22 protein-coding genes are annotated in these 21,526 nt (G+C 74.7%); 7 read left to right on the plus strand and 15 right to left on the minus strand.

The genetic code is table 11. The annotated features are described in order from the left end of the window. The first annotated feature begins 39 nt into the window (after positions 1–39). Together IEZ00_RS19145 and IEZ00_RS19150 are read left to right on the plus strand one after the other, a co-directional pair. Positions 40–864 carry a helix-turn-helix transcriptional regulator gene (locus IEZ00_RS19145; RefSeq protein WP_189224652.1) on the plus strand — a complete coding sequence of 275 codons (825 nt, stop codon included), beginning with the start codon at positions 40–42 and terminating at the stop codon, positions 862–864. An 84-nt stretch (positions 865–948) separates the two neighbouring features. Then, complete coding sequence (locus tag IEZ00_RS19150; protein ID WP_189224653.1) at positions 949–1,962, plus strand: aldo/keto reductase; 1,014 nt, start codon at positions 949–951, stop codon at positions 1,960–1,962. Positions 1,963–1,981: 19 nt separating this feature from the next. Here the strand turns inward: IEZ00_RS19150 and IEZ00_RS19155 are convergent, their stop codons facing one another. Then, the gene (locus IEZ00_RS19155; RefSeq protein WP_189224654.1) at positions 1,982–2,710 is read right to left on the minus strand and encodes a TetR/AcrR family transcriptional regulator; all 729 of its coding nucleotides are present in this window, start codon (positions 2,708–2,710) and stop codon (positions 1,982–1,984) included. A gap of 64 nt (positions 2,711–2,774) precedes the next feature. On the opposite strand from IEZ00_RS19155, the gene IEZ00_RS19160 reads away from it, so the two are divergent. Then, positions 2,775–4,352: an MFS transporter gene (locus IEZ00_RS19160; protein WP_189224655.1), complete on the plus strand. Its 1,578-nt coding sequence runs from the start codon at positions 2,775–2,777 to the stop codon at positions 4,350–4,352. A gap of 26 nt (positions 4,353–4,378) precedes the next feature. Here IEZ00_RS19160 and whiA read toward each other — a convergent pair whose 3' ends face one another. The 7 genes from whiA to IEZ00_RS19195 form a co-directional block, all read right to left on the minus strand. Next, positions 4,379–5,365 carry a DNA-binding protein WhiA gene (gene whiA / locus IEZ00_RS19165; protein WP_189224656.1) on the minus strand — a complete coding sequence of 329 codons (987 nt, stop codon included), beginning with the start codon at positions 5,363–5,365 and terminating at the stop codon, positions 4,379–4,381. Beyond that, a complete protein-coding gene (locus tag IEZ00_RS19170; protein ID WP_189224657.1) occupies positions 5,356–6,381 on the minus strand; it encodes a gluconeogenesis factor YvcK family protein in 1,026 nt (341 codons plus the stop codon). Before IEZ00_RS19170 ends, whiA begins: the two co-directional genes overlap by 10 nt. Further along, positions 6,378–7,235, minus strand: a complete 858-nt coding sequence (gene rapZ / locus IEZ00_RS19175) for an RNase adapter RapZ (protein WP_372448530.1) — start codon at positions 7,233–7,235, stop codon at positions 6,378–6,380. Before rapZ ends, IEZ00_RS19170 begins: the two co-directional genes overlap by 4 nt. A 26-nt stretch (positions 7,236–7,261) precedes the next feature. Next, the gene (uvrC, locus tag IEZ00_RS19180; RefSeq protein ID WP_189224659.1) at positions 7,262–9,208 is read right to left on the minus strand and encodes an excinuclease ABC subunit UvrC; all 1,947 of its coding nucleotides are present in this window, start codon (positions 9,206–9,208) and stop codon (positions 7,262–7,264) included. A 59-nt stretch (positions 9,209–9,267) separates the two neighbouring features. Continuing rightward, positions 9,268–9,756 carry a Rieske (2Fe-2S) protein gene (locus IEZ00_RS19185; protein WP_189224660.1) on the minus strand — a complete coding sequence of 163 codons (489 nt, stop codon included), beginning with the start codon at positions 9,754–9,756 and terminating at the stop codon, positions 9,268–9,270. A gap of 97 nt (positions 9,757–9,853) precedes the next feature. After that, on the minus strand, positions 9,854–10,246 hold the full coding sequence (locus IEZ00_RS19190; protein WP_189224661.1) for a Rieske (2Fe-2S) protein: 393 nt from the start codon (positions 10,244–10,246) through the stop codon (positions 9,854–9,856). Positions 10,247–10,510: 264 nt separating this feature from the next. Continuing rightward, positions 10,511–11,005 (minus strand): hypothetical protein, encoded by a 495-nt coding sequence (locus tag IEZ00_RS19195; protein WP_189224662.1) that lies wholly within the window; start codon positions 11,003–11,005, stop codon positions 10,511–10,513. A gap of 277 nt (positions 11,006–11,282) precedes the next feature. On the opposite strand from IEZ00_RS19195, the gene IEZ00_RS19200 reads away from it, so the two are divergent. From IEZ00_RS19200 to IEZ00_RS19215, 4 genes are read left to right on the plus strand one after another with little or no spacing between them, the layout of a single operon-like run. After that, positions 11,283–12,839, plus strand: coding sequence for a helix-turn-helix domain-containing protein (locus tag IEZ00_RS19200; RefSeq protein ID WP_229795891.1), 1,557 nt, complete (start codon positions 11,283–11,285; stop codon positions 12,837–12,839). Next, the gene (locus IEZ00_RS19205; RefSeq protein ID WP_189224664.1) at positions 12,839–13,324 is read left to right on the plus strand and encodes a hypothetical protein; all 486 of its coding nucleotides are present in this window, start codon (positions 12,839–12,841) and stop codon (positions 13,322–13,324) included. The genes IEZ00_RS19200 and IEZ00_RS19205 overlap by 1 nt, the downstream gene beginning before the upstream one ends. Before the next feature lie 29 nt (positions 13,325–13,353). Beyond that, on the plus strand, positions 13,354–14,313 hold the full coding sequence (locus IEZ00_RS19210; protein WP_189224665.1) for a helix-turn-helix transcriptional regulator: 960 nt from the start codon (positions 13,354–13,356) through the stop codon (positions 14,311–14,313). A gap of 54 nt (positions 14,314–14,367) precedes the next feature. After that, entirely contained in the window at positions 14,368–15,087 is a 720-nt protein-coding gene (locus tag IEZ00_RS19215) for a Clp protease N-terminal domain-containing protein (protein WP_189224666.1), read from the plus strand. A gap of 441 nt (positions 15,088–15,528) precedes the next feature. On the opposite strand, the gene IEZ00_RS19220 is transcribed toward IEZ00_RS19215, so the two are convergent. The 7 genes from IEZ00_RS19220 to rpe form a co-directional block, all read right to left on the minus strand. Continuing rightward, complete coding sequence (locus tag IEZ00_RS19220) at positions 15,529–16,860, minus strand: M28 family peptidase (protein ID WP_189224667.1); 1,332 nt, start codon at positions 16,858–16,860, stop codon at positions 15,529–15,531. A 113-nt stretch (positions 16,861–16,973) separates the two neighbouring features. Then, positions 16,974–17,414, minus strand: coding sequence for a PH domain-containing protein (locus IEZ00_RS19225; RefSeq protein ID WP_229795892.1), 441 nt, complete (start codon positions 17,412–17,414; stop codon positions 16,974–16,976). Next, positions 17,411–17,890, minus strand: a complete 480-nt coding sequence (ribH, locus tag IEZ00_RS19230; RefSeq protein ID WP_189224668.1) for a 6,7-dimethyl-8-ribityllumazine synthase — start codon at positions 17,888–17,890, stop codon at positions 17,411–17,413. Before ribH ends, IEZ00_RS19225 begins: the two co-directional genes overlap by 4 nt. Then, complete coding sequence (locus IEZ00_RS19235; protein ID WP_189224669.1) at positions 17,887–19,158, minus strand: bifunctional 3,4-dihydroxy-2-butanone-4-phosphate synthase/GTP cyclohydrolase II; 1,272 nt, start codon at positions 19,156–19,158, stop codon at positions 17,887–17,889. Before IEZ00_RS19235 ends, ribH begins: the two co-directional genes overlap by 4 nt. Continuing rightward, positions 19,155–19,766 carry a riboflavin synthase gene (locus tag IEZ00_RS19240; protein WP_189224670.1) on the minus strand — a complete coding sequence of 204 codons (612 nt, stop codon included), beginning with the start codon at positions 19,764–19,766 and terminating at the stop codon, positions 19,155–19,157. The genes IEZ00_RS19235 and IEZ00_RS19240 overlap by 4 nt, the downstream gene beginning before the upstream one ends. 11 nt (positions 19,767–19,777) lie before the next feature. Continuing rightward, the gene (gene ribD, locus IEZ00_RS19245; RefSeq protein ID WP_189224671.1) at positions 19,778–20,776 is read right to left on the minus strand and encodes a bifunctional diaminohydroxyphosphoribosylaminopyrimidine deaminase/5-amino-6-(5-phosphoribosylamino)uracil reductase RibD; all 999 of its coding nucleotides are present in this window, start codon (positions 20,774–20,776) and stop codon (positions 19,778–19,780) included. A gap of 14 nt (positions 20,777–20,790) precedes the next feature. Further along, positions 20,791–21,441, minus strand: a complete 651-nt coding sequence (rpe, locus tag IEZ00_RS19250) for a ribulose-phosphate 3-epimerase (RefSeq protein WP_189224871.1) — start codon at positions 21,439–21,441, stop codon at positions 20,791–20,793. Positions 21,442–21,526: the final 85 nt, after the last annotated feature.

Raw genomic sequence — 21,526 nt, forward strand, 5'->3', positions numbered from 1 at the left:
TTCACCCGCCGCACACCGGCCGCGCCCGACACTGGCCGGGTGGAGGTCCGCAGGAACGGCGGCCACCTGCTGGCGGTGCGCCGCAGGCAGTGGGACGGCGTCAGCCTGGAGCTGGCGCGCTGGCGGCCGGGGTCCGACCCGGAGGCCCTCCTCCAGCTGCCCGACCACCTGGTCTTCGTCACCTTCAGCGGGCGCACCGAGCGCACCGAGGCCGCCATCGGGGACGGCCCGCGCTACCGGGGCGCGGACTTCCCCGGCGCGGTCACCTTCCTGCCCGCCGGGCAGCGGCGGCGGGCCTGGCACGCGGGCGGTCGGATCGAGTACGGCGCGATCCGGCTGGCGCCCCGGTTCGACGGTGAGCCGGTCGGGTTCACCAACCAGCCCGACCCGCTGGTCTGGCAGCTCGCCCTGGCGCTGCGGGACGAGGCGCGCGGCGGGGGCGCGGGCGGCGCGCTGTTCGTGGACAGCGTGGCCACCGCGCTGGGCCTGCACCTGCTGCGGCGGCGGCCGGAGCGCGCCGGGCGGGCGACCGCGCTGGCCGGGGCGCGGCTGGGCCGGGTGATCGGGTTCATCGACGAGCACCTCGCCGATGACCTGCGGCTGGCCGCGCTGGCGGCGCAGGCGGGCCTGGGGGTCGACCGCTTCGGCCGGGCGTTCAAGGCCGCCACCGGCGTCCCGCCGCACCGGTACGTCACCCGGCGGCGGGTGGAGCGGGCCGCCGAGCTGCTGGCCCGCACCGACCTGCCGATCGCCGAGATCGCCCACCGGGTCGGGCTGTCCGGTCAGAGCCACCTGACCACGCTGTTCCGCCGCGCCTTCGGCGACACCCCGCACGCCTACCGGCTGGACCGCCGCCTGCCGTGATCCCGCAACCCGCCCGCGATCGTGGAAGACGCCACCCACTCCGCCCCGTGACGATCCCACCGGAGACGACCACGAGGAGGACCCATGACCGCGATGTCCCGACGCGCGGTGCTCCAGGCGGGCGCGGCGACCACCCTCGCCGCCGCCACCGGAGCCACCGCCACCGCAGCCGCCCAGCCCACCGGGGACCTGATCACCCGGCGCGTCCCGCGCGGCGGCGAAGTGGTGCCCGCCATCGGCATGGGCACGTTCATGACCTTCGACAAGCGCCCCGGCGCCGAGCGCGGGCACCTGCGCGAGGTGCTCGACCGGTTCTGGCGCGGCGGCGGCCGGGTGCTGGACACCTCGCCGATGTACGGGCTGGCCGAGGTGACCGTCGGCGACCTGGCCGCCGACCTCGGCATCGCGGGCGGGCTGTTCCTCACCGGCAAGACCTGGGTCACCGGCGAGCACCTGGGCGACGACAGCCACGCCCGCAGGCAGTTCGAGCAGTCCCTGAACCGGCTGTGGCGGGACCGGATCGACCTGGTGCAGGTGCACAGCCTGACCAACGTCGGCACGGTGCTGCCCGTGCTGCGGGCGTGGAAGCGCGAGGGGCGCATCCGCTACTTCGGCGTCAGCCACCACGAGCCCGCGTACTTCCCGATCATCGAGCAGCTCGTCCGCGACGGCGACATGGACTTCGTCCAGGTCGGCTACTCCATCCGCAACCGCGTGGCGGAGACCTCCCTGCTGCCCGCCGCCGTCGACCACGGCACCGCGGTGCTGGTCAACACGCCGCTGGAGAAGGCGCGGCTGCACGACCTGGTCCGCGACCGCCCGCTGCCCGGCTTCGCCGCCGAGTTCGGCGCGCGGAACTGGGCGCAGTTCTTCCTCAAGTACGTGCTGGCGCACCCGGCGGTCACCTGCGCGCTGCCCGCCACCACCGACCCCGACCACATGAGCGAGAACCTGGGCGCGATGCGCGGCCCGCTGCCGGACCAGCGCACCCGCCAGCGCATGGTGCGGCACATGGAGGCCATCCCCGGCTTCGCCGACCTGCTCGACCGCCCCTGGTACCCCGGCAAGACCTTCGACGGCGTGGTGCGGCTGCCCTGACCGGCGCGGGCGGTGGACCTCAACCGGCGGGCGCGGGTCCGCGGCGCTCGGCGATCAGCGCCGCGACGCCGTCGAGCAGCAGCCGCAGGCCGAACTCGAACTGGTCGGTGGTGTAGGGCGCGGCCCCGCCCGCCAGCGCGCGGCCGAGGGCCGGGTAGCGGGAGAAGTCCACCAGCCTGCCCAGCTCCTCGTCGCGCTCCCGCACCTGCTCGGCCCCCTGCTCGCCCTCCAGGTGCAGCCGGGCCAGGCCGCGCACGTAGGCGTCGACCGACTCGACGACGGCCACCTTCTCCGGCTCGGTCAGCCCGGTGCCGTCGAGCACCAGCAGCGCCGAGTCCAGCCAGCGCAGCGTGTTGGGGCCGGGTGCGGGGGTGGCGGCGGCCAGGCTCAGCGCCCACGGGTGGGCGCGGAACTCGGCCCAGTCCGAGCGGGCCCACTGCTCCAGCTTCGCCCGCCAGTCGCCGGGCCGCTCGTGCGGCAGCACGTCGCCGCCCACCAGCGCGTCGACCATCAGCGCCACCAGCTCGGCCTTGCCGGGCACGTAGGTGTAGAGCGACGCGGTGCCCACGCCGAGGTGGGTGGCCACCCGCCGCATCGACAGCGCGTCGAGCCCCTCGGCCCGCACGACCTCCAGGGCGGCTTCGACGATCCGCTCCAGGGTCAGCCCGCGCTGCGGTCCGCGCGCCGGTCGCCGGTCGCCGTTCCACAGCAGCTCCAGGGCTCGCCTGCGGTCGTCCTTTGCGCTCATGACAAAACTCAGTATACCGTTCGGAGTTAACCGAACGGCATTCGGAGTTTCAAGGGGGACCGGGATGACCGAAGCGGTCGCGGGGGCCGACCGGGCGCGCCGCCGGGAGCGGCGCACGCTGCTGGCGGCGGCGCTCACCAACGGCCCGACCGAGCTGATCGACTTCGTCCTGCCGCTGTGGGCGGGGGCGGCGGCGGGGCTGGGCGCCACCGGCGTCGGCCTGCTGGTGGCGGTGGAGATGGCCTTCTCCGTGGTCGCCCGGCCGCTGGCGGGTGTGCTGGCCGACCGCCGGGAGCGCAGGCACGTCGCCGCCGCGGGCGCGGCGCTGTACGCCGCGAGCTGCGCGGGCTACGCGCTGGCGGGCGGCGCGGCGCCTGCCTACGCGGCGGCGGCCGTCGGCGGGGTGGGCGGCGCGCTGCTGTGGGTGAGCGTGCGGGCGATCATCGGCGAGCGCCTGGCGGAGGACTCGGCGGTCTTCCCCCGCCTCCAAGCGGTGCAGGAGACCGGGGCGTGGGTGGCGTTCGTGGCCGGGCTCTCGCTGCTCGGGTTCATCGGCTACAGCGGCCTGTTCTGGGCGTGCGCGGCGGCGTGCGCCGTCGCGGCCGGGGTGCTGCTGCGGACCCCGCGCGGGCGGGGGCACGCCGCCGAGGGCGTCGAGGCGGCCGGGTTGGGGGCCGTGGGCCGCAAGCTGCGCCCGCTGCTGCTGGCCGTGGCGCTGACCATGGCGGCGGAGACGGCGGTGTCCCTGCTGCTCCTGCTGCACCTGCAGCGCGGCTTCCACCTGGAGGTCGTCCAGATCGCCCTGGTCTTCCTGCCCGGCGCGATCGCGATGAGCGTGGCGAGCGAGCACCTGCACGAGTACGTGGTGCGCTTCGGCCGGTCACGGGTGCTGGTGTGGGCCTCGGTGGCCAGCGGCCTGTTCGCCGCCTGCCTGGCCTGGGCGCCCAACCCGTACGTCATCGCCGGGCTGTGGGTGCTCAGCGGGCTGGCGTGGGCGGCGGTGATCCCGGTCCACCAGGCCGTGATCACCGAGGCCACCCCCGGCCAGGTCGGCAGGGGGATGGGCGTGTACGAGTCGGCGAGCCTGGTCGGGGCGTTCGCGGGCAGCCTGGCCTCGGGCGTGCTCTACGACGGCGTGAACTGGACCGCGGCCTGCCTGACCGCCGCGGGCGTCATCCTCGCGGGCGCGGTGCTCGTCCCGCGCGCGGTGCGCCGCCTCGGCGTCCCCGACGTGCCACCCCCGCCCCCGGCAGCGGAGCCCGAGCCCGCCCCGGAACGCACTGCGGAACGCACTGCGGAACGCACTGCGGAACGCACTGCGGAACGCACTGCGGAACCCACGCCGGAACCCGCCGCGGACGCCGGTCCCCCGCCCGCGCCGCTCCCCCGGCGCGTCCTGGTCCGCAACCTCGTCGGGCACGCCGCGGTCTTCATCGCGGCCCAGGTCGCGCTGGCCCTGTTCGGCCTGTCCTGGCTGCGGGACCTGCTCACCGAGGACACCCGCGGCGTCCTGCTCGGCGGCGTGCCGCACGAGGGCCTGGCCGCCTTCGCCTACGGCGCGGGCCGGTTCTGGACCATCGCCTTCCTGGTCGACCTCGGGTGGACCGGCTGGAAGATCACCACCGCGGGCCGCGAGCCCTGAGCCGCCGCGCCCTCACCGCGCGCGACTCACACCTCGGCTTCCAGCATCTCGGCGGTGACGGCCGACTCGGTGTCGGGCAGGCCGAGGTCCTTGGCGCGCTTGTCGGCCATCGCCAGCAGGCGGCGGATGCGGCCCGCCACCGCGTCCTTGGTCATCTGCGGCTCCGACAGCTGGCCCAGCTCCTCCAGCGACGCCTGGCGGTGCGCCAGCCGCAGGTGACCCGCGGCGGCCAGGTGCTCGGGGGCCTCCGGGCCGAGGATCTCCAGCGCCCGCTGCACCCGCGCGGCGGCGGCCACCGCGGCGCGCGCCGAGCGGCGCAGGTTCGCGTCGTCGAAGTTGGCCAGCCGGTTGGCCGTGGCGCGCACCTCGCGGCGCATCCGGCGCTCCTCCCAGGCCAGCACGCTGTCGTGCGCGCCGAGCCGGGTCAGCATCGCGCCGATGGCGTCGCCGTCGCGGATCACCACCCGCTCCGCGCCGCGCACCTCGCGCGACTTGGCGCCGATGCCCATCCGCCGCGCCGCGCCCACCAGCGCCAGCGCCGCCTCCGGGCCGGGGCAGGTGACCTCCAGCGCCGAGGAGCGGCCGGGCTCGGTGAGCGAGCCGTGCGCCAGGAACGCGCCGCGCCACGCCGCCTCCGCGTCGCACACCCCGCCGGAGACCACCGGCGCGGGCAGGCCGCGCACCGGTCGGCCGCGCGGGTCCAGCAAGCCGGTCTGCCTGGCCAGGCCCTCGCCGTCCTTGACCACCCGCACCACGAACCGGGTGCCCTTGCGCAGCCCGCTGGAGGTGATGGTGAACACGTCGGACTGGTGCCCGTACAGCTCGTGGATCTCCCGGCGCAGCCTGCGCGCGGTGGACCCGAGGTCCAGCTCGGCCTCGACCACCACCCGACCGCCGACGATGTGCAGGCCACCCGCGAAGCGCAGCAGCGAGGCGACCTCCGCCCGGCGGCAACAGGTCTTGGAGACGGCCAGCCTGCTCAGCTCGTCCTTCACCGCTGACGTCATCGCCACGGCTGTTCGCCTCCCTCGGTCCGGCTTCGTTCCTGCAGCGTTGTACTCGACGGCCGCGCGAGCGCCTCGGTCGGCCCGGCCAACGCCAGCCGGATGCTCGACGCCAGCGCCGCGGCGTCGTGGCGGTCCGGGGCGCCGGGCAGCGCGATCGGCGACAGGTGCGCGGCAGCCCCCAGAGCTGCGGCGGCACGCCGCAACCGGTCCGGCACGGCCACCGCGTCCACGTCCGCGATCACCGCGTCGACCCGGAGATCGGGGGCGTGTTCGCTCAGCACGTCCAGGTGCGACTCCGGCGAGAAACCTTCTGTTTCCCCCGGTTGGGGGACAAGGTTGAGCACCACCACCCGGCGCGCCCGCGTGCGGATCAGCGCATCGTGCAGCTCGGGCACCAGCAGGTGCGGCAGCACGCTGGTGAACCACGACCCCGGCCCCAGCAGCACCACGTCCGCGCCCAGCACCGCGCGCACCGCCTCCGGGCAGCCGCGCGGCGGCTCGCCGGGACCACCGGGGCCGTGCAGCCGGATGCGCTGCACCCGTCCCGGCGTGGTGGCGATGGCGACCTGGCCGCGGATGCGCCGCACCACGTCGGCGTCGTCGTCCAGGCCGGTCACGTCGGCCTCGATCTCCAGCGGCTCGGTGCACATCGGCAGCACCGTCCCGCGCACCCCCAGCAGCCGTCCGGCCTCCCGCAGCACCGCCACCGGGTCGCCCAGCTGCTCCAGCAGGCCCGCCAGCACCAGGTTGCCCACCGCGTGCCCGGCCAGCGCGCCGGTGCCGCCGAAGCGGTGCTGGAACAGCCGTGCCCACAGCCCGCTGGCCTCGTCCGCCCCGGCCAGCGCGACCATCGCCTTGCGCAGGTCGCCGGGTGGCAGCAGGCCCAGCTCGCGGCGCAACCGCCCCGACGAGCCGCCGTCGTCGGCGACCGTCACCACGGCCGTGACGTCGTCGGTCAGCACGCGCAGCGCCGTGAGCGTCGCGTGCAGGCCGTGACCACCGCCCAGCGCGACCGCTCTCACTCGCGACCCAGGTCCCGGTGCACGACCTTGACCGCCACGCCGTCCTCGGCGGCCAGCCTGCTCGCCAGCTCCTCGGAGATCGCCACGCTGCGGTGCTTGCCGCCGGTGCAGCCCACCGCCAGGGTCAGGTACCGCTTGCCCTCGCGCCGGTAGCCCGCGCCGATCAGCCGCAGCAGCTCGTGGTAGCGGTCCAGGAACTCCTCGGCGCCCTCCTGGCTGAGCACGTAGTTGCGCACGTCGCCGTCCAGGCCGGTCTGCTCGCGCAGCTCCGGGATCCAGAACGGGTTCGGCAGGAACCGCACGTCCATGACCAGGTCGGAGTCCATCGGCAGGCCGTACTTGTAGCCGAAGGACAGCACGGTGACCCGCGTGCGGGTGGCCGACTCGGTGCCGAAGGTGTCCTCGATCTTGGCGCGCAGCTGGTGCACCGACAGCGCCGAGGTGTCCAGCACCAGGTCGGCCTCCTCGCGCAGCGGCGTGAGCAGCACGCGCTCGGCCTCGATGCCGTCCGCCAGCCGCCCGTCGGCCTGCAGCGGGTGGCCCCGGCGCACCGACTCGAACCGGCGGATCAGCACCTCGTCGGTGGCCTCCAGGAACAGCACCCTGGGCTTGTAGCCGCGCGCGTCCAGGTCCTTGATCACCGCCGCCAGGTCCTCGGTGAACGCGCGGCTGCGCACGTCCATGACCACCGCGACCCTGGTGATGGCGCCCCTGGCCTGCGCCCCGAGCTCCACCATGGTGGCGATCAGCTCGGGCGGCAGGTTGTCCACCACGAACCAGCCCAGGTCCTCCAGGCACTTCGCGGCGGTGCTGCGGCCCGCGCCGGACAGGCCGGTCACCACCGCGACCTCGATGCCGGACTTCTCACCGGCCGGTGCGTTCACGTCTGCTCCCCTTCGGTACCGGCCGCGCTCAACGTCGCGTGCACGGCCTCGGCGGTGCGCCTGCCCACTCCGGGCACCCCGCTGATCTCCTCGATGCTCGCCTCGCGCAGTCTCTTCAACGAGCCGAAGTGCTTGAGCAGCGCGGCCCGGCGGGTGGCGCCCAGCCCCGGCACGTCGTCCAGCGCCGAGGTGGTCATCCGCTTGGACCGCTTCTGCCGGTGGTAGGCCACCGCGAACCGGTGCGCCTCGTCGCGCACGCGCTGCAACAGGTAGAGGGCCTCGCTGGTGCGGGGCAGGATCACCGGGTCCGGCTCGCCGGGCACCCAGACCTCCTCCAGCCGCTTGGCCAGGCCGACCACGGCCACGTCGGTGATGCCCAGCTCGGCCAGCACGTCCGAGGCCACCGCCGCCTGGGGCGCGCCGCCGTCGACGACCAGCAGGTTCGGCGCGTAGGCGAACCTGCGCGGCTTGCCGGTCTCCGGGTCGATGCCGGGGTTGGGGCCCTGCACGCCCGAGGCGGTCTCCTTCAAGTACGCCTGGAACCGGCGGCGCACCACCTCGGCGATCGAGCCCACGTCGCCCTGCTCGGCGCCCTCGCGGATGGCGAACCGGCGGTACTCGGACTTGCGCGGCAGGCCGTCCTCGAACACCACCAGCGAGGCCACCACGTCGGTGCCCTGCACGTGGCTGATGTCGGTGCACTCGATGCGCAGCGGCGCGGTGTCCAGCCCCAGCGCCTCCTGCAGCTCCTGCAACGCCGCCGAGCGCGCCGTCAGGTCGCCCGCGCGGCGCATCTTGTGCTGCTGGAACGCCTCCTTGGCGTTGCGCTCCACGGTCTCCATCAGCGCCCGCTTGTCGCCGCGCTGCGGCACCCGCAGCACCACCCGGCCGCCGCGCAGGTCCGACAGCCAGCGCTCCACGGCGGGGGCGTCGTCGGGCAGCTCGGGCACCAGCACCTCGCGCGGCACCGGGGCCGCCTCCACCCCGCCCGCCTCGGCGGACTCCGCCTGCGCGCCGTAGAACTGGGTGACGAACTGGTCGACCAGCTCGGCCGTGCCCGCCTCGTCCACCCGGTCCACCACCCAGCCGCGCTGGCCGCGCACCCGGCCCCCGCGCACGTGGAAGACCTGGACCGAGACCTCCAGCTCGTCGGCGGCGAAGGCGACCACGTCGGCGTCGGTGCCGTCGCCGAGCACCACGGCCTGCTTCTCCATGGCGCGGCGCAGCGCGGCCTGGTCGTCGCGCAACCGGGCGGCCTTCTCGAACTCCAGCTCCTCGGCCGCGGCGGTCATCTCCCGCTCCAGCCTGCGCACCATCGCGTCGGTGCGGCCCGCCAGGAAGTCGCAGAAGTCCTCGACGATCCCGCGGTGCTGCTCGGCGCTGACCTTGCCCACGCAGGGGGCCGAGCACTTGTCGATGTAGCCCAGCAGGCAGGGGCGGCCGATCTGGTTGTGCCGCTTGAACACCCCGGCCGAGCAGGTGCGCGCGGGGAAGACCCGCAGCAGCAGGTCCAGCGTCTCGCGGATGGCCCACGCGTGCGCGTAGGGGCCGAAGTAGCGCACTCCCTTGCGCCGGGGGCCGCGGTAGACGTGCAGCCGGGGGTACTCCTCGTTCAGCGTCACGGCCAGCACCGGGTAGGTCTTGTCGTCGCGGTAGCGGACGTTGAACCGGGGGTCGAACTCCTTGATCCAGTTGTACTCCAGCTGGAGCGCCTCGACCTCGGTGCTGACCACGGTCCACTCGACGGCGGCGGCCGTGGTGACCATCTGCCGGGTGCGCGGGTGCAGCCCGGCGATGTCGGCGAAGTAGGAGTTCAGCCGGGAGCGCAGGCTCTTGGCCTTGCCGACGTAGACCACCCGGCCACCCGCGTCGCGGAACTTGTAGACGCCGGGGGCCTCCGGGATGGTGCCGGGAGCGGGGCGATAGGTCGACGGGTCGGCCACGCCGACAAGCCTACGTGCGGGCACCGACAGCGCCCCGCCCGGCCGACCCGTCGCCCCGCTCAGGCCAGCACCACCTGCCCGCCCTCGACCTTGACCTCGACCTCGGGCAGCCCCTTCGTGGCGGGCCCCTTGCGCACCGCGCCGGTGGCGGCGTCGAACTGGCTGCCGTGGTTGGGGCAGGTGATGGTGCCGCCCTCGGGCTCGGCGACGGTGGTGCCCGCGTGCGGGCAGGCCGCGTCGAAGGCCTTGACGGTGTCGCCGGTGCGCACCAGGACCAGGGGCTTGCTGTTGGCCGGGTTGCCCGCGATGACGCCGCCGCCGTCGGGCACGTCGGCCAGCGCCACGATGGCCGCGGCGCCCGCCGAGCCGGTGCTGCCGCCCGTGGTCCCGCCGGTGCTGCCGCCGGTGGTGCCGCCCGTCGTCCCGGACGAGTCGCCGGTGGTGGCCGCGTCGCCGCACGCGGCCAGGCCGCCGGGGACGGCCAGCGCGACCAGGACGCCGCACAGCATCTTGCGCCGGGACAGGGCTGCGTTCTCGGTGGTGGTCAACCGATCCTCCGCGATGTGGTGGGGGTGTTCGGGAGTACACCTCCAATACGACCCCACGGGACGGGGAGGTTCAGCACTTCGACGGATTTCGAACCGGTCAGGCCAGCAGCACGTCCTGGCCCGCCAGCCGCACGGCCACCTCGGCCAGCCCCTTGACCGCCGGTCCCCTGGTGACCGCGCCGGTGGCCGGGTCGAACTCGCTGCGGTGGGTCGGGCAGACGATCGCGCCGCCCGCAGGCGGGTTGACGACGGTGCCCTGGTGCGGGCAGGCCGGGTTGAACGCGCGGACCTCGGTGTCGGCGGGCCGGACCAGCAGCAGCTGCCCGCCGCCGGGGGTGTCCACCAGCGCCCCGGAGCCGACCGGCAGGTCGGCCAGGCCCGCGATCCGGTCGCCGGGCCGGGCGGAGCCGGGTCCGGGGGTGCGGCCGGGCGAGGGGGTGCCGCAGGCGGTGAGCGCGAGGAGTCCGCACAGGAGTGTTCGACGGTGCACGCCCCCATTCCACCCCGGCGGGTGGCGGGCCGCGGCACCGCCCTCCGGCCGGGTCGGGGCGGCGGGGTCGGGCGGCGGTGTCGCGGCGGGTGGTGGGAGGCGCGCCACCCGCCGCGCACCGGTCGCGCGGCGCGCGGCGGGACGGGCGGCGCCACCAGCCCGCCCCGCCGGTCTTCCCCGCGCCCGCCCGACGAGCGGACCGGGCGGGCGGCGTCTCGGCGCACCACCCGCCCGTCCTCCCCGGCCGAGCCTGGCGGCCGGCGGCTACCGGTCCTGGGACACCGCCGTGCGGGCCAGCGCGAGCACCGCGGTGAACGGCGGGAACCAGTGCCTGGAGTGCGACGGCGGGTTGGCCCAGCGCAGCGAGCCGTAGCGGGTCATCGTCGGCGGCAGCGCGATGCGCTGCGGCGAGCGCACGAACTGCACCTCCGGGGGTGCCTTGAGGTGCGTCGGCAGCAGCGCCACCAGCTCGGCCAGGAAGATCCAGTGCTCGCGGGGGCCGGGGATGACGGTGACCGGACCGGCCAGCATCCGGGCCTTCAAGTCGGCTAACACGCGCGAGCCGATCCGGGCGGGCATGGCCAGCGCGGTCGTGGCGGGGCCCAGCGGCAGGAAGACGCCCTGCTCGGTCACGGAGACCCTCCAGCCGAGCAACCGGTAGCCCGCGATGGCCTCGCCGAGCGCCTGCTGGTGCGCGCGGTCACGGGGGCCAGGGCGCGGTGTGGAGCTCTCTGCGTGGGTCGTTGCGGTGATGCTCATTGGCGGTGTCCCTCCCGATCGGGTGGACGAGCGGCGTTGTGGTCCGCGGGCAGGAGGTCCTCCCTGCGCCCGCACACCACGCAGCGTGCTGGTGAGCGCGCTGGGTCACCACACCCGAACCGGGTCCGATCCATGCAGCGCGCGGATCACCGGCATCCAGCACGAGGCGTCACCGCCTCCGTGCGGTGAGACCCACCGCCTCTTATGCATGAAATGCATGGACTGGGGAGCACATCTCTCTATGCTGGTGCGCACGCTCAGTGACGGGAGCGAGCCGATGGAAGCGAACGGTCGTAGAGCATCCAGCACCAGGCGTGCCTGCCCGTCGTGCGGAGCGCTGATCGCCGCCGACAACACCGACCGGCTGTGCCACCGGTGCAGGCGCAACGCCCGCACCGAGCTGTACGGCCCGCCGCTGCTCACCGACGAGTTCTGGGACCACCCCGTGATGGCCGCGGCGTTCGCCCAGCGGGACATGGGGGCGCTCCTCGCCGCCTACCGGCACCACCCGCAGCACGTCAGCCGCATCACCCAGGACCGCATGGCGTCCTGGCTGGGGATCAGCCAAGCACAGCTTTCGCGGTACGAGACCGGGGAGAACCCGATCGACCGGATCGACCGCCTGCGCCACTTCGCGCGCGCGCTGGGCGTCCCCGGCGACCGGCTGTGGTTCGACCGGATCGGAATCCCAAGCCAGGCGGGCCCCGAGCGCGGTGCCCCGCCCGATGTGCTCGGCGCGGCGTGGGACGCGTCGAGCATTGCCAGATCGGTCGAAGAGACGGCGAGGAACGACTTGGCGATCAGCAGACGAGCGGCGCTCTCCGGAGCCGCCGCGGTGGCTATGGGTCCCGCACTGGTCGAACCGCTGCAGCGGTGGCTACACCCGCTGCAGCCCCTGTCCCGTTGGTCGTCCAACGCGGCGATCAGCGAGGAGGAGCTGGCCGCGTTGCAGCACGTCGCGGACGGGCTGCGCGGCTGGGGCGGCCGGGGCGGGTACGGACTGGCCCGCAAAGCGGTGCTCGGGCAGTTGGAGGAACTGGCCGAGCGCCTGTCCCGCGCGCCCGCGGGACCGACCACTGAGCGGGCGTTCTTCATCGGCGCGGAGCTGTCCAAGGTCGCGGCCAGCATGTCCTGGGACGCCGGGATGCACGACGCGGCGCAGCGCTACTACGTGCTGGGCGTGCGCATGGCCAAGGCCGGGCGCAACGACCCGTTCGCCGCGCTGTGCCTGGCGGCGATGGCGCGGCAGATGTTCGACCTGGGCCGCCCGGAGGACGGCCTGGAACTGGTGCAGCTGGGGCAGTACGGGACGCGGCGCAACGCCACCCCGACGCTGCAGGCCCTGCTGCTGACCCGCGAGGCGTGGGCGTACGCGCAGCTGGGCAAGGTGCGGGAGTTCCACCGGGCGGTGGGGCAGGCGCAGGACTGCTTCGCCCAGCGGCGCTCCGGCGGCGAGCCGTGGTGGCTGGACAGCTTCGACGAAGCGGAACTGGAAGGGGTGATCGGAGCGCGGATGCGCGACCTCGCCGTGCACGACCCGGCGCAGGCGCCGCAGGCCGAGGTGCACATCCGGCGGGCGCTGCGGCTGCGCGACCCGGCGCGGGTGCGCAACCGGGCCTTCGACGTCATCAGCCTGGCCCGCACCAAGATGGTGGCGGGCCAGCCCGAGGAGGCGTGCGCGCTGATCCAGGAGGTGCTGCCGACCGCGGCGGGCCTGGCGTCCGGGCGGGTGGTGCGCAAGTTGCAGGACTTCGCCAAGGAGGCGGAGCGGCACCGCGACCTGCCGCTGGTGCGCGACACCCGTGAGGCGATCCGAGGGATGCGGACGGCCTGATGCGAGTGGGGATCACCGGGCACAGCAACCTCGTGCCCGACTGCGTGGACGTCGTGAAGGCGGCGATCCGCGAAGTGCTGGAAACCGAGGCGTCGGGCGGGTCACCCCTGGTCGGGGTGACCTGCCTGGCGCCAGGCGCGGACCAGCTGTTCGCGCGGGTGGTGCTGGAGCTGGGCGGACGGGTCGAGGTCGTGCTGCCCGCGATGGACTACCGGGACCGGCTCAAGCCGGAGCGGGTCGCCGAGTACGACGAGCTGCTGGCCCAGGCGCACGTGGTGAGCATCCTGCCCAACGAGCTGTCCGGGCGGCACGCCTACGTGATGGCCAACGAGCGGATGCTGGCCAGCGTCGAACTGCTGGTGGCGGTGTGGGACGGGCAGCCCGCGGGCGGGCGCGGCGGCACCGGCGACGTGGTCGAGCACGCGCGGGCGTCCGGCGTGCCGGTGGTCGTGGTGTGGCCGGAGGGCGCCGAACGAGGACCGTAGTCGTCCTCGACCGCCGGCAGACTTGCGGCGTGCTGGAGACCTCGGCCCGCTTGCTGCGCCTGCTGTCCCTGCTCCAGGTCCGCCGCGACTGGACCGGGGCGGACCTGGCCCGGCGGCTGGGCGTGGACGTGCGCACCGTGCGGCGCGACGTGGACAAGTTGCGCACCCTGGGCTACCCGGTGAACTCGGTGCCCGGCGCGGCGGGCGGCTACCAGCTGGGCGCGGGTGCGGAGCTGCCCCCGCTGCTGCTGGACGACGACGAGGCGGTGGCCGTGGCCGTGGGGCTGCGCACCGCCGCGGGCGGCACCATCGCGGGCATCGAGGAGACCTCCGTGCGCGCGCTGGCCAAGCTGGAGCAGGTGCTGCCCTCCCGCCTGCGCAGGCGGGTCAACGCGCTGCACGCGCACGTGGTGGCGCTGACCCCGACCGTGGCCACGGTCGACCCGGAAGTGCTGACCGTGCTCGCCGGGGCGTGCCGGGACCACCAGCGGCTGCGGTTCGGCTACGCCGGGCGGGACGGCGCGTCCCAGCGGCACGTCGAGCCGCTGGGGCTGGCCCACACCGGGCGGCGCTGGTACTTCGTGGCCTGGGACGTGGACCGGGCGGACTGGCGGACGTTCCGGGTGGACCGGATCGAGGGCCCGCCCGCGCTCGGGGCCCGGTTCACCCCGCGTGAGCCGCCCGCCGAGGACCTGGCGTCCTACGTGTCGCGGCAGATCTCCGTGGCCCCGTACACCTACCAGGTGGAGCTGGTGGTGCACGCGCCGCTGGAGGTGGTGGCGGCGCGGACGTCGGCCACCTCGGTGCACCTGACCCGGATCGACGACGAGCGCACCCTGCTCACCGTCGGCACGCCGTCGTTGGAGGAGGTCGGGCTGTGGATCGGCATGATCGGCATCGATTTCGACGTGAAGGAGCCGCCGGAGCTGGTGGAACACCTGCGCGTACTCGGTGAGCGCTTCCTGCGCGCCACTGGCGTTGACATGTAACCCCTCGTGGGGGTACACCTGGGGGTACACAGTGGTATCCCGAGGGGAGCGGTCATGCCGAAGATCAACGTCTACCTGCCGGACGAGCTCGCCGAGCAGGTCAAGCAGTCGGGCGTGCCGGTGTCGGCGATCTGCCAGCGGGCGCTGGAGCAGTCGGTGCGCCGGGTCGCCGCGATCCGCGCGATGACCCTGGACGACCTGGCCACCCCCGACCCGAACGCGCAGCTGTCGCAGCTCACCGACCGCGCCCGCACCGCCCTCCGGCTCGCGATCGAGCACGCCCGCGCGGATGGCGCGGCGGTCGGCACCGAGCACCTGCTGCGCGGGGTGCTCGACGAGGGCGACAACCTGGCCCTGCGCGTGCTGCGCGTCCTGGAGGTCTCGCCCGAGCGGGTCGCGCGGGCGCTGCCCGCCCCGAGTGCGCCGGGCTCGGCGAGCGGGTTCAGCGGTCCGGCCGCCAACGCGCTGGAGCTCAGCGTCACCGAGGCGATCTCGCTGGGGCACAACTACGTCGGCTGCGAGCACCTGCTGCTGGGGCTGCTCGCCGAGCCCGACGGGAGCGCCGGGGCCGTGCTGCGCGAGTTGGGCGTGGACTCCCGCTCGACCCGGCAGGCCGTGGTGGCGGCGCTCAGCGGCTACGCCCAGCTGCGCGCCAACACCCAGCAAGCGGACCCGGCGGCCCTGGTCGCCGCCGTGGTACGCCGGGAGCTGGAACCGGTGCTGGCCCGCATCGAACGCCTCGAAGCGGCGGCGCAGGACCCCTCCGATGCATAGGCGGTTAGGGCTGTGCCTGCTCGCCGCGGCACTGGCGGTGATCATGGTCGGAGTCCTGTGACCGCTCACCCCCGCGAGTCGAACGCTCAGGTACCGCGAGTTCGTCGTTGGGGTGGGGCAAGGGCGGCGCGCTCGCCGCGCGGCAGGTCGCCAAGGACGGCGCTCGCGGGCACCCCGCTGCGCCCGCTCCGCGCACGCCCTGGTGCGTCGGCAAGTACTACCCGACGGGGCCGAGAAGGCCGGTAACTACTACCCGAGGCGCGGAAGCGGGGGGTGCGTGGGCCGGGGTCCGAGAAGGGCGGTCGAGGGCGCGAAAGTGCGGGTCAGGGTGCGCGAAGGTTGAATTCAGGGGTCCTGGAGGTTCGACTCGCGGGGGCGACACGCCCAACACGCCCATAGGTGGGTGACACCGGGGACGGGCGTGGTGGGCGTCTTGGGGTGTTAGCGGGAGGCGGCCAGGCGGTAGGCGGCGGCGCCGATCAGCTCCAGGGACACCTGCAAGCGCTGCGGGCTGACGTTGGCCGCGATCGTGTCCTCCGGGGTGTGGTACAGCGGCTCCAGCTCGTGCGGTCCGCCTTCCCCGCGCCAGCTGAAGTTGGCCGCCGCGATGCCGCGCTCGTGGAACGGCACGTGGTCGCTGCTGCCGCGGGGCGTGGGCCCGTGCACCCGCGCGCCGTAGCCCAGGCGCGCGGCCGCGGCGGCGACCTCGCTGGTCGCGGCGTTGGCGGTGCCGTCGACGGACAGCAGCCAGTACGCCGTCGCGGGGCCGTGGCTGGTGGCCACCATGTCGTTCTGGAACACCCCGGTGATGCGCGCCGCCTCGGCCTCGGCCAGCTGGTTGACGTAGTACCGCGAGCCGATCAGGCCCTGCTCCTCCGAACCCCACAGGGCGAACCGCAGCGCCTTGCGGGTGGGCAGCAGGCGCAGCACGCGGGCCAGCTCCAGCGCCAGCACGGTGCCGCTGCCGTCGTCGTTGGCGCCCGGCGAGCCGGGGACGCTGTCGTAGTGCGCGGTCACCATGACCACGCCGTCCGAGCCGGGGAACGTCGCCGGGCGTTCGGCGATGACGTTGTACGAGGTCAGGTTGGTGTGGGCGGTGGTGGACACGGTCAGCTCGACCGCACCCGCCGCGCGCAGCCGCTCCACCTGCACCTGGGCGATGCCCAGCACCGGCGGGGCCACGTTCTCGGTCAACGCGGGCGAGAACGCGCTGGTCTTGCCCGCGGGCGGGGTGGAGACGCGGCCGATCAGCACGGCCGCCGCGCCGCGCCGCGCCGCCTCGACGGCGGCGGTGGAGCCGGTCGGGAGGTTCACCAGCAGGGCGATCTTGCCGGTCAGGTCGTCGGGCAGCGTCGCGCCCGCGTCCAGGTCCACCACGGGGCCGCGCGCGGTCACCCCGAGGGCGCCGGAGCGGGACGCGCCCGCGTGCCAGCGGGTGCCGTCGGGCAGCGCCAGCTGCGAGAGGTACTTGTCCGGCGCGGGGAACGGCTGCAGCTCGACCCGGTAGCGCAGGTCGCGCAGCACGCGGGCGAGGTAGTCGCGGGCGCGGTGCTCGGACTCGGTGCCGCCGATGCGCTGGCCGATCCGCTCGCTGAGCACGTGGAGGTGCTCCATCGCGTTGCGCGCCCGCACGCGCCCCACCACCGGCAGGTCGCCCAGGTGCAGGTCCGGCGCGGCGGAGGCGCCGGGGCGCTGGGCGTGCGCCGCCGCCGGGTTCAGGCCGAGCGCCACCACGCCCGCCGCGGTTCCTGCCAGGAGATGACGTCTGCGCATGGCTGCCCCCAGAGGTTGTCGATCACCTCGAACCTAGGCAGCCACGACCAGTCCGGAAAGGTGCTGTTGGCGGACACCCTGTCCGCCAACAGCACCACGCCATCGGTAGGGCCTCAGCCGCGAGCGGCCCGGTGCAGCTCCCGCAGCGCGCGGACGGCGGCCACCGCGTGCTCGCGGTCCACCGCCTGCACGGCCATGATCGAGATGTACTCGTCGTCGGGCAGCTCCAGCCGCGCCCACGACGCGCCGTCGGGGAAGCTCACGTGCAGCACGTCGGACCAGGCGAACCGGTGCGAGGTGATCACGTTGCGCACCTCGACGCCCTCGGCGTCGGCGCGCACCCTCGGCCGGGCCAGCAGCAGCACGCCGCAGGCCAGCAGCACCCCCAGGATGATCATCGCCACCTGGTCGGAGGTGCGGAAGATGACACCCGTGGGGGTGTCGCCCAGCAGCAGGCCGACGATGGTGAACACCACCACCAGGAACACCGCGCAGACCGCGGCGACCAGGCGGATCTTCTTGGGGCGGAACTCGACTGCCACGGCGGTGGTCACCGGCCCTCCCTGAGTCCGCGCAGCACCAGCGCCGTGTCCAGCGCGGCGGCGCACGCCTCGAAACCCTTGTCCTCCACCGAGTCCGGGAACCCGGCCCGCGCCAGCGCCTGCTCCTCGGTGTCGCAGGTGAGCACGCCGTTGCCCACCGGGGTCGACTCGTCCAGCGCCACCCGCGTCAGGCCCGCCGTCACCGCGTCGCACACGTACTCGAAGTGCGGGGTGCCGCCGCGGATGACCACGCCCAGCGCGACCACCGCGTCGTGCGTGCGGGCCAGCTCCTGGGCCACCACGGGCAGCTCGACCGCGCCCGCCACGCGCGCCACGGTCGGCTCGGCGATGCCCGCCTTCTCGGCGGCCACCAGCGCGCGGGCCACCAGGTTGTCGGTGATCCGGGTGTGCCACCGGGTCGCCACCACGGCCAGGCGCAGGCCCGCCGCGGTCGGGACGTCGATGTCGGGACGGCCTTCGCCGCTCATTCCGCGCCCTCCGTGCTGACGATCGCGCCACCCTGGCCCAGCGCCTCGTACTGCTCCAGCTGGTGCAGCTCGTGCCCCATCCGGTCGCGCTTGGTGCGCAGGTAGCGCAGGTTCTCCGGGTTCGGTGAGATGGGCAGCGGCACCCGGTCGACCACCCGCAGCCCGTAGCCCTCCAGCCCGACCCGCTTGGCCGGGTTGTTGGTCAGCAGCCGCATCGACTTGATGCCCAGCTCGGACAGGATCTGCGCGCCGGTGCCGTAGTCGCGGGCGTCGGCGGGCAGCCCCAGCCCCAGGTTCGCGTCCACGGTGTCCGCCCCCGCGTCCTGCAGCTGGTACGCCTGCAGCTTGTGCATCAGGCCGATGCCGCGGCCCTCGTGGCCGCGCATGTAGAGCACCACGCCGCGGCCCTGCGCGGCCACCGCCTCCAGCGCCGCGTCCAGCTGCGGGCCGCAGTCGCAGCGCAGCGAGCCGAACACGTCGCCGGTCAGGCACTCGGAGTGCACGCGCACCAGCACGTCCTCGCCGTCGCCGATCTCGCCGTAGACCAGCGCCACGTGCTCGATGCCGTCGATCTTGCTGTCGTAGCCGACCGCGCGGAACGTGCCGTGGGCGGTCGGGATGCGCGCCTCGGCGACCCGCTCGACCTGGGTCTCCACCCGCCTGCGGTAGGCGATCAGGTCGGCGATGGTGATCAGCGCCAGGTCGTGCTCGCGGGCGAAGACCTCCAGCTCGTCGCGGCGGGCCATGTCGCCCTCGTCCTTCTGCGACACGATCTCGCAGAGCACCCCCGCCGGGGCCAGGCCGGCCAGCCGGGCCAGGTCCACGCCCGCCTCGGTGTGACCGGGGCGGCGCAGCACGCCGCCGTCCTTGGCGCGCAGCGGCACCACGTGGCCGGGCCGGGTGAAGTCCTTGGGGCCCGCGTTCGGGTCGGCCAGCAGCCGGATGGTGCGGGCCCGGTCGGCGGCGGAGATGCCGGTGCCGAGGCCCTCGCGGGCGTCCACGGTGACGGTGTAGGCGGTGCCCCGCTGGTCCTGGTTGGTGTGGTACATCGGCGGCAGGTCCAGCCGGTCGCAGTCGGCCTCGGTCAGCGACACGCACACGTAGCCCGAGGTGTAGCGGACCATGAAGGCCAGCAGCTCGGGCGTGGCCTTCTCGGCGGCGAAGATCAGGTCGCCCTCGTTCTCGCGGTCCTCGTCGTCCACGACGATGACCGGCCTGCCCTTGGCGATGTCGGCGATCGCCCGCTCGACGTCGGTGAAGTCGGTCACCGGTCCTCCTCGCGGCGCAGGTGCGGCGTGGCCAGCCGCTCGACGTACTTGGCCAGCACGTCCACCTCCAGGTTGACCCGGTCGCCGGGCTTGCGGCGACCCAGCGTGGTCAGCTCCAGGGTGGTGGGGATGAGGCTGACGGTGAACTCGTCCACGCCCACCGAGACCACGGTCAGCGACACGCCGTCGACGGTGATCGAGCCCTTCTCCACCACGTAGCGGGCCAGCTGCGGCGGCAGTCCGATGTGGACCAGCTCCCAGTGCTGGGCCTTCTCCCGCGCCAGCACCGTGCCGGTGCCGTCCACGTGGCCCTGCACGATGTGCCCGCCCAGCCGCTGGCCGACCGCGGCGGCCCGCTCCAGGTTGACCTTGTCGCCCTCGGCGACCTTGGCCAGGCTGCTGCGGACCAGCGTCTCGCGCATCACGTCCGCGGTGAACGCGCCGTCGGCGACCTCCACCACGGTGAGGCACACGCCGTTCACCGCGATGGAGTCGCCGTGCTTGGCGTCGCTGGTGACCAGCGGGCCCGCGATGGTGACGCGGGCCGCGTCCGGCAGGTCGGTCACGGCGACGACCTCGCCCAGCTCCTCGACGATCCCGGTGAACAACGTTCCTCCTGTCAGCCCTCGGACGTGGTGGCCGCGATCGTGGCCGAGACGCGCACGTCCGGTCCGCACATCCCCACCTGCTCGACCACCAGCTCCACGGCGTCGGTGACGGTCGACACGCCCGCGTCCCGCAGCGCAGGGGGCCCCGCGCCGAGCAGCTTGGGCGCGACGTACGCCAGCACCCGGTCCACCCGGCCCGCGCGCACGAACGCCCCTGCCAGAGTAGGCCCGCCCTCCAGCAGCACGTCCACCGCGCCGCGCCGTGCCAGCTCGGCCAGCACCTCGTCGGGGTCGTGGGTGCGCACGTGGACGGTCTCGGCCTCGTCGTCGAGCACGTGCGAGCCCGGTGGCAGGTCGCTCTCGCCGACCACCACCCGCAGCGGCTGGCGGGTGACGCCCTCGCCGCGCGCGGTCAGCCGCGGGTTGTCGGCCAGCACGGTGCCGGTGCCGACGACGATGGCGTCGATCGCGGTGCGCAGGCCGTGCACCTCGGCGCGGGACTCCGCCGAGCTGATCCAGCGGCTGGTGCCGTCCTCGGCGGCGGTGCGGCCGTCGAGGGTGGCGGCGTACTTCCAGGTCACGTGCGGGCGGCCGGTGCGGGCGAAGTGCAGCCACGCGCGCAGCGGCCCCAGCGCGACCTCCTCGGCGCGCAGACCGGACTCGACCACCACGCCCGCCGCGCGCAGCACCTGGGCGCCGCCTGCGGCCTTGGGGTTCGGATCGGCCACGGCGTGCACCACGCGCGCGACGCCCGCGCGCAGCAGCGCGTCGGTGCAGGGCGGGGTGCGGCCCTGGTGGGAGCACGGTTCGAGGGTGACCACGGCGGTGCCGCCGCGGGCCCGCTCCCCCGCTCGCGCCAGCGCCACGACCTCGGCGTGCGCCTGGCCGGGCGGCCGGGTCGCGCCCTCGCCGACGAGCTCGCCCGCCGCGTCCAGCACGACGCAGCCGACCGGGGGGTTGGGGCTGGTGGTGCCGCGGACCCGCGCGCTGGCCGCGATGGCCCTCGCCATCGCCTCGTCGAGGTTCACCGGGCGCGGGCCGCCTGCGCGCGCAGCCGCTCCATCGCCTCGGCGGGGTCGGCCGCGTCGTAGACGGCGGAGCCCGCGACGAAGCAGTCCACCCCGGCCTCGGCGGCCTGCTCGATGGTGTCGGCGTTGATGCCGCCGTCGATCTCCACGACCAGGGTGAGGTGCCCGGTGTCGACCAGCCTGCGCGCGGTGCGCACCTTGTCCAGCACCTCGGGCATGAACTTCTGGCCGCCGAAGCCCGGCTCCACCGACATCACCAGCAGCGTGTCGTAGTGCTTGAGCACGTCCAGGTGCGGCTCCAGCGGGGTGCCCGGCTTGAGCGACAGGCCCGCCATGGCCCCGGCGGCGCGCAGGTCCTTGGCCAGCCGCACCGGATCGGCGGCGGCCTCGACGTGCACGGTGACGTTGTGGACGCCCGCCTCGGCGTAGCCGATCGCCCAGCGGTCCGGGTCCTCGATCATCAGGTGGCAGTCCAGCGGCAGGTCGGTGGCCTCGCGCAGCGCCTTGACCACGGGCAGGCCGAGGGTCAGGTTCGGCACGAAGTGCGCGTCCATGACGTCGACGTGCAGCCAGTCCGCCCCCGCCACCGCGGCGGCCTCGTCGGCCAGCCGCGCGAAGTCGGCGGACAGGATGCTGGGGGCGATCATCGGCGGGTGGGCCACGACTGGTCAGTCTAGGGTCGCGCCACCGCGCGGGCCGACCGGGGAGTCGCACCTCACGTCGCCGCCGGTC

This window comes from Saccharothrix coeruleofusca, from assembly GCF_014648515.1.
Classification (GTDB): domain Bacteria; phylum Actinomycetota; class Actinomycetes; order Mycobacteriales; family Pseudonocardiaceae; genus Actinosynnema; species Actinosynnema coeruleofuscum.

Bases quoted from the DNA above. Each gene is read 5' to 3' on its own strand.
- rpe (WP_189224871.1), bottom strand. From the start codon at position 21,441: ATGATCGCCCCCAGCATCCTGTCCGCCGACTTCGCGCGGCTGGCCGAC.
- ribH (WP_189224668.1), bottom strand. From the start codon at position 17,890: ATGAGCGGCGAAGGCCGTCCCGACATCGACGTCCCGACCGCGGCGGGC.
- IEZ00_RS19160 (WP_189224655.1), top strand. From the start codon at position 2,775: ATGACCGAAGCGGTCGCGGGGGCCGACCGGGCGCGCCGCCGGGAGCGG.
- IEZ00_RS19220 (WP_189224667.1), bottom strand. From the start codon at position 16,860: ATGCGCAGACGTCATCTCCTGGCAGGAACCGCGGCGGGCGTGGTGGCG.
- IEZ00_RS19215 (WP_189224666.1), top strand. From the start codon at position 14,368: ATGCCGAAGATCAACGTCTACCTGCCGGACGAGCTCGCCGAGCAGGTC.
- ribD (WP_189224671.1), bottom strand. From the start codon at position 20,776: ATGGCGAGGGCCATCGCGGCCAGCGCGCGGGTCCGCGGCACCACCAGC.
- IEZ00_RS19150 (WP_189224653.1), top strand. From the start codon at position 949: ATGACCGCGATGTCCCGACGCGCGGTGCTCCAGGCGGGCGCGGCGACC.
- IEZ00_RS19155 (WP_189224654.1), bottom strand. From the start codon at position 2,710: ATGAGCGCAAAGGACGACCGCAGGCGAGCCCTGGAGCTGCTGTGGAAC.
- IEZ00_RS19205 (WP_189224664.1), top strand. From the start codon at position 12,839: ATGCGAGTGGGGATCACCGGGCACAGCAACCTCGTGCCCGACTGCGTG.
- IEZ00_RS19195 (WP_189224662.1), bottom strand. From the start codon at position 11,005: ATGAGCATCACCGCAACGACCCACGCAGAGAGCTCCACACCGCGCCCT.
- IEZ00_RS19200 (WP_229795891.1), top strand. From the start codon at position 11,283: ATGGAAGCGAACGGTCGTAGAGCATCCAGCACCAGGCGTGCCTGCCCG.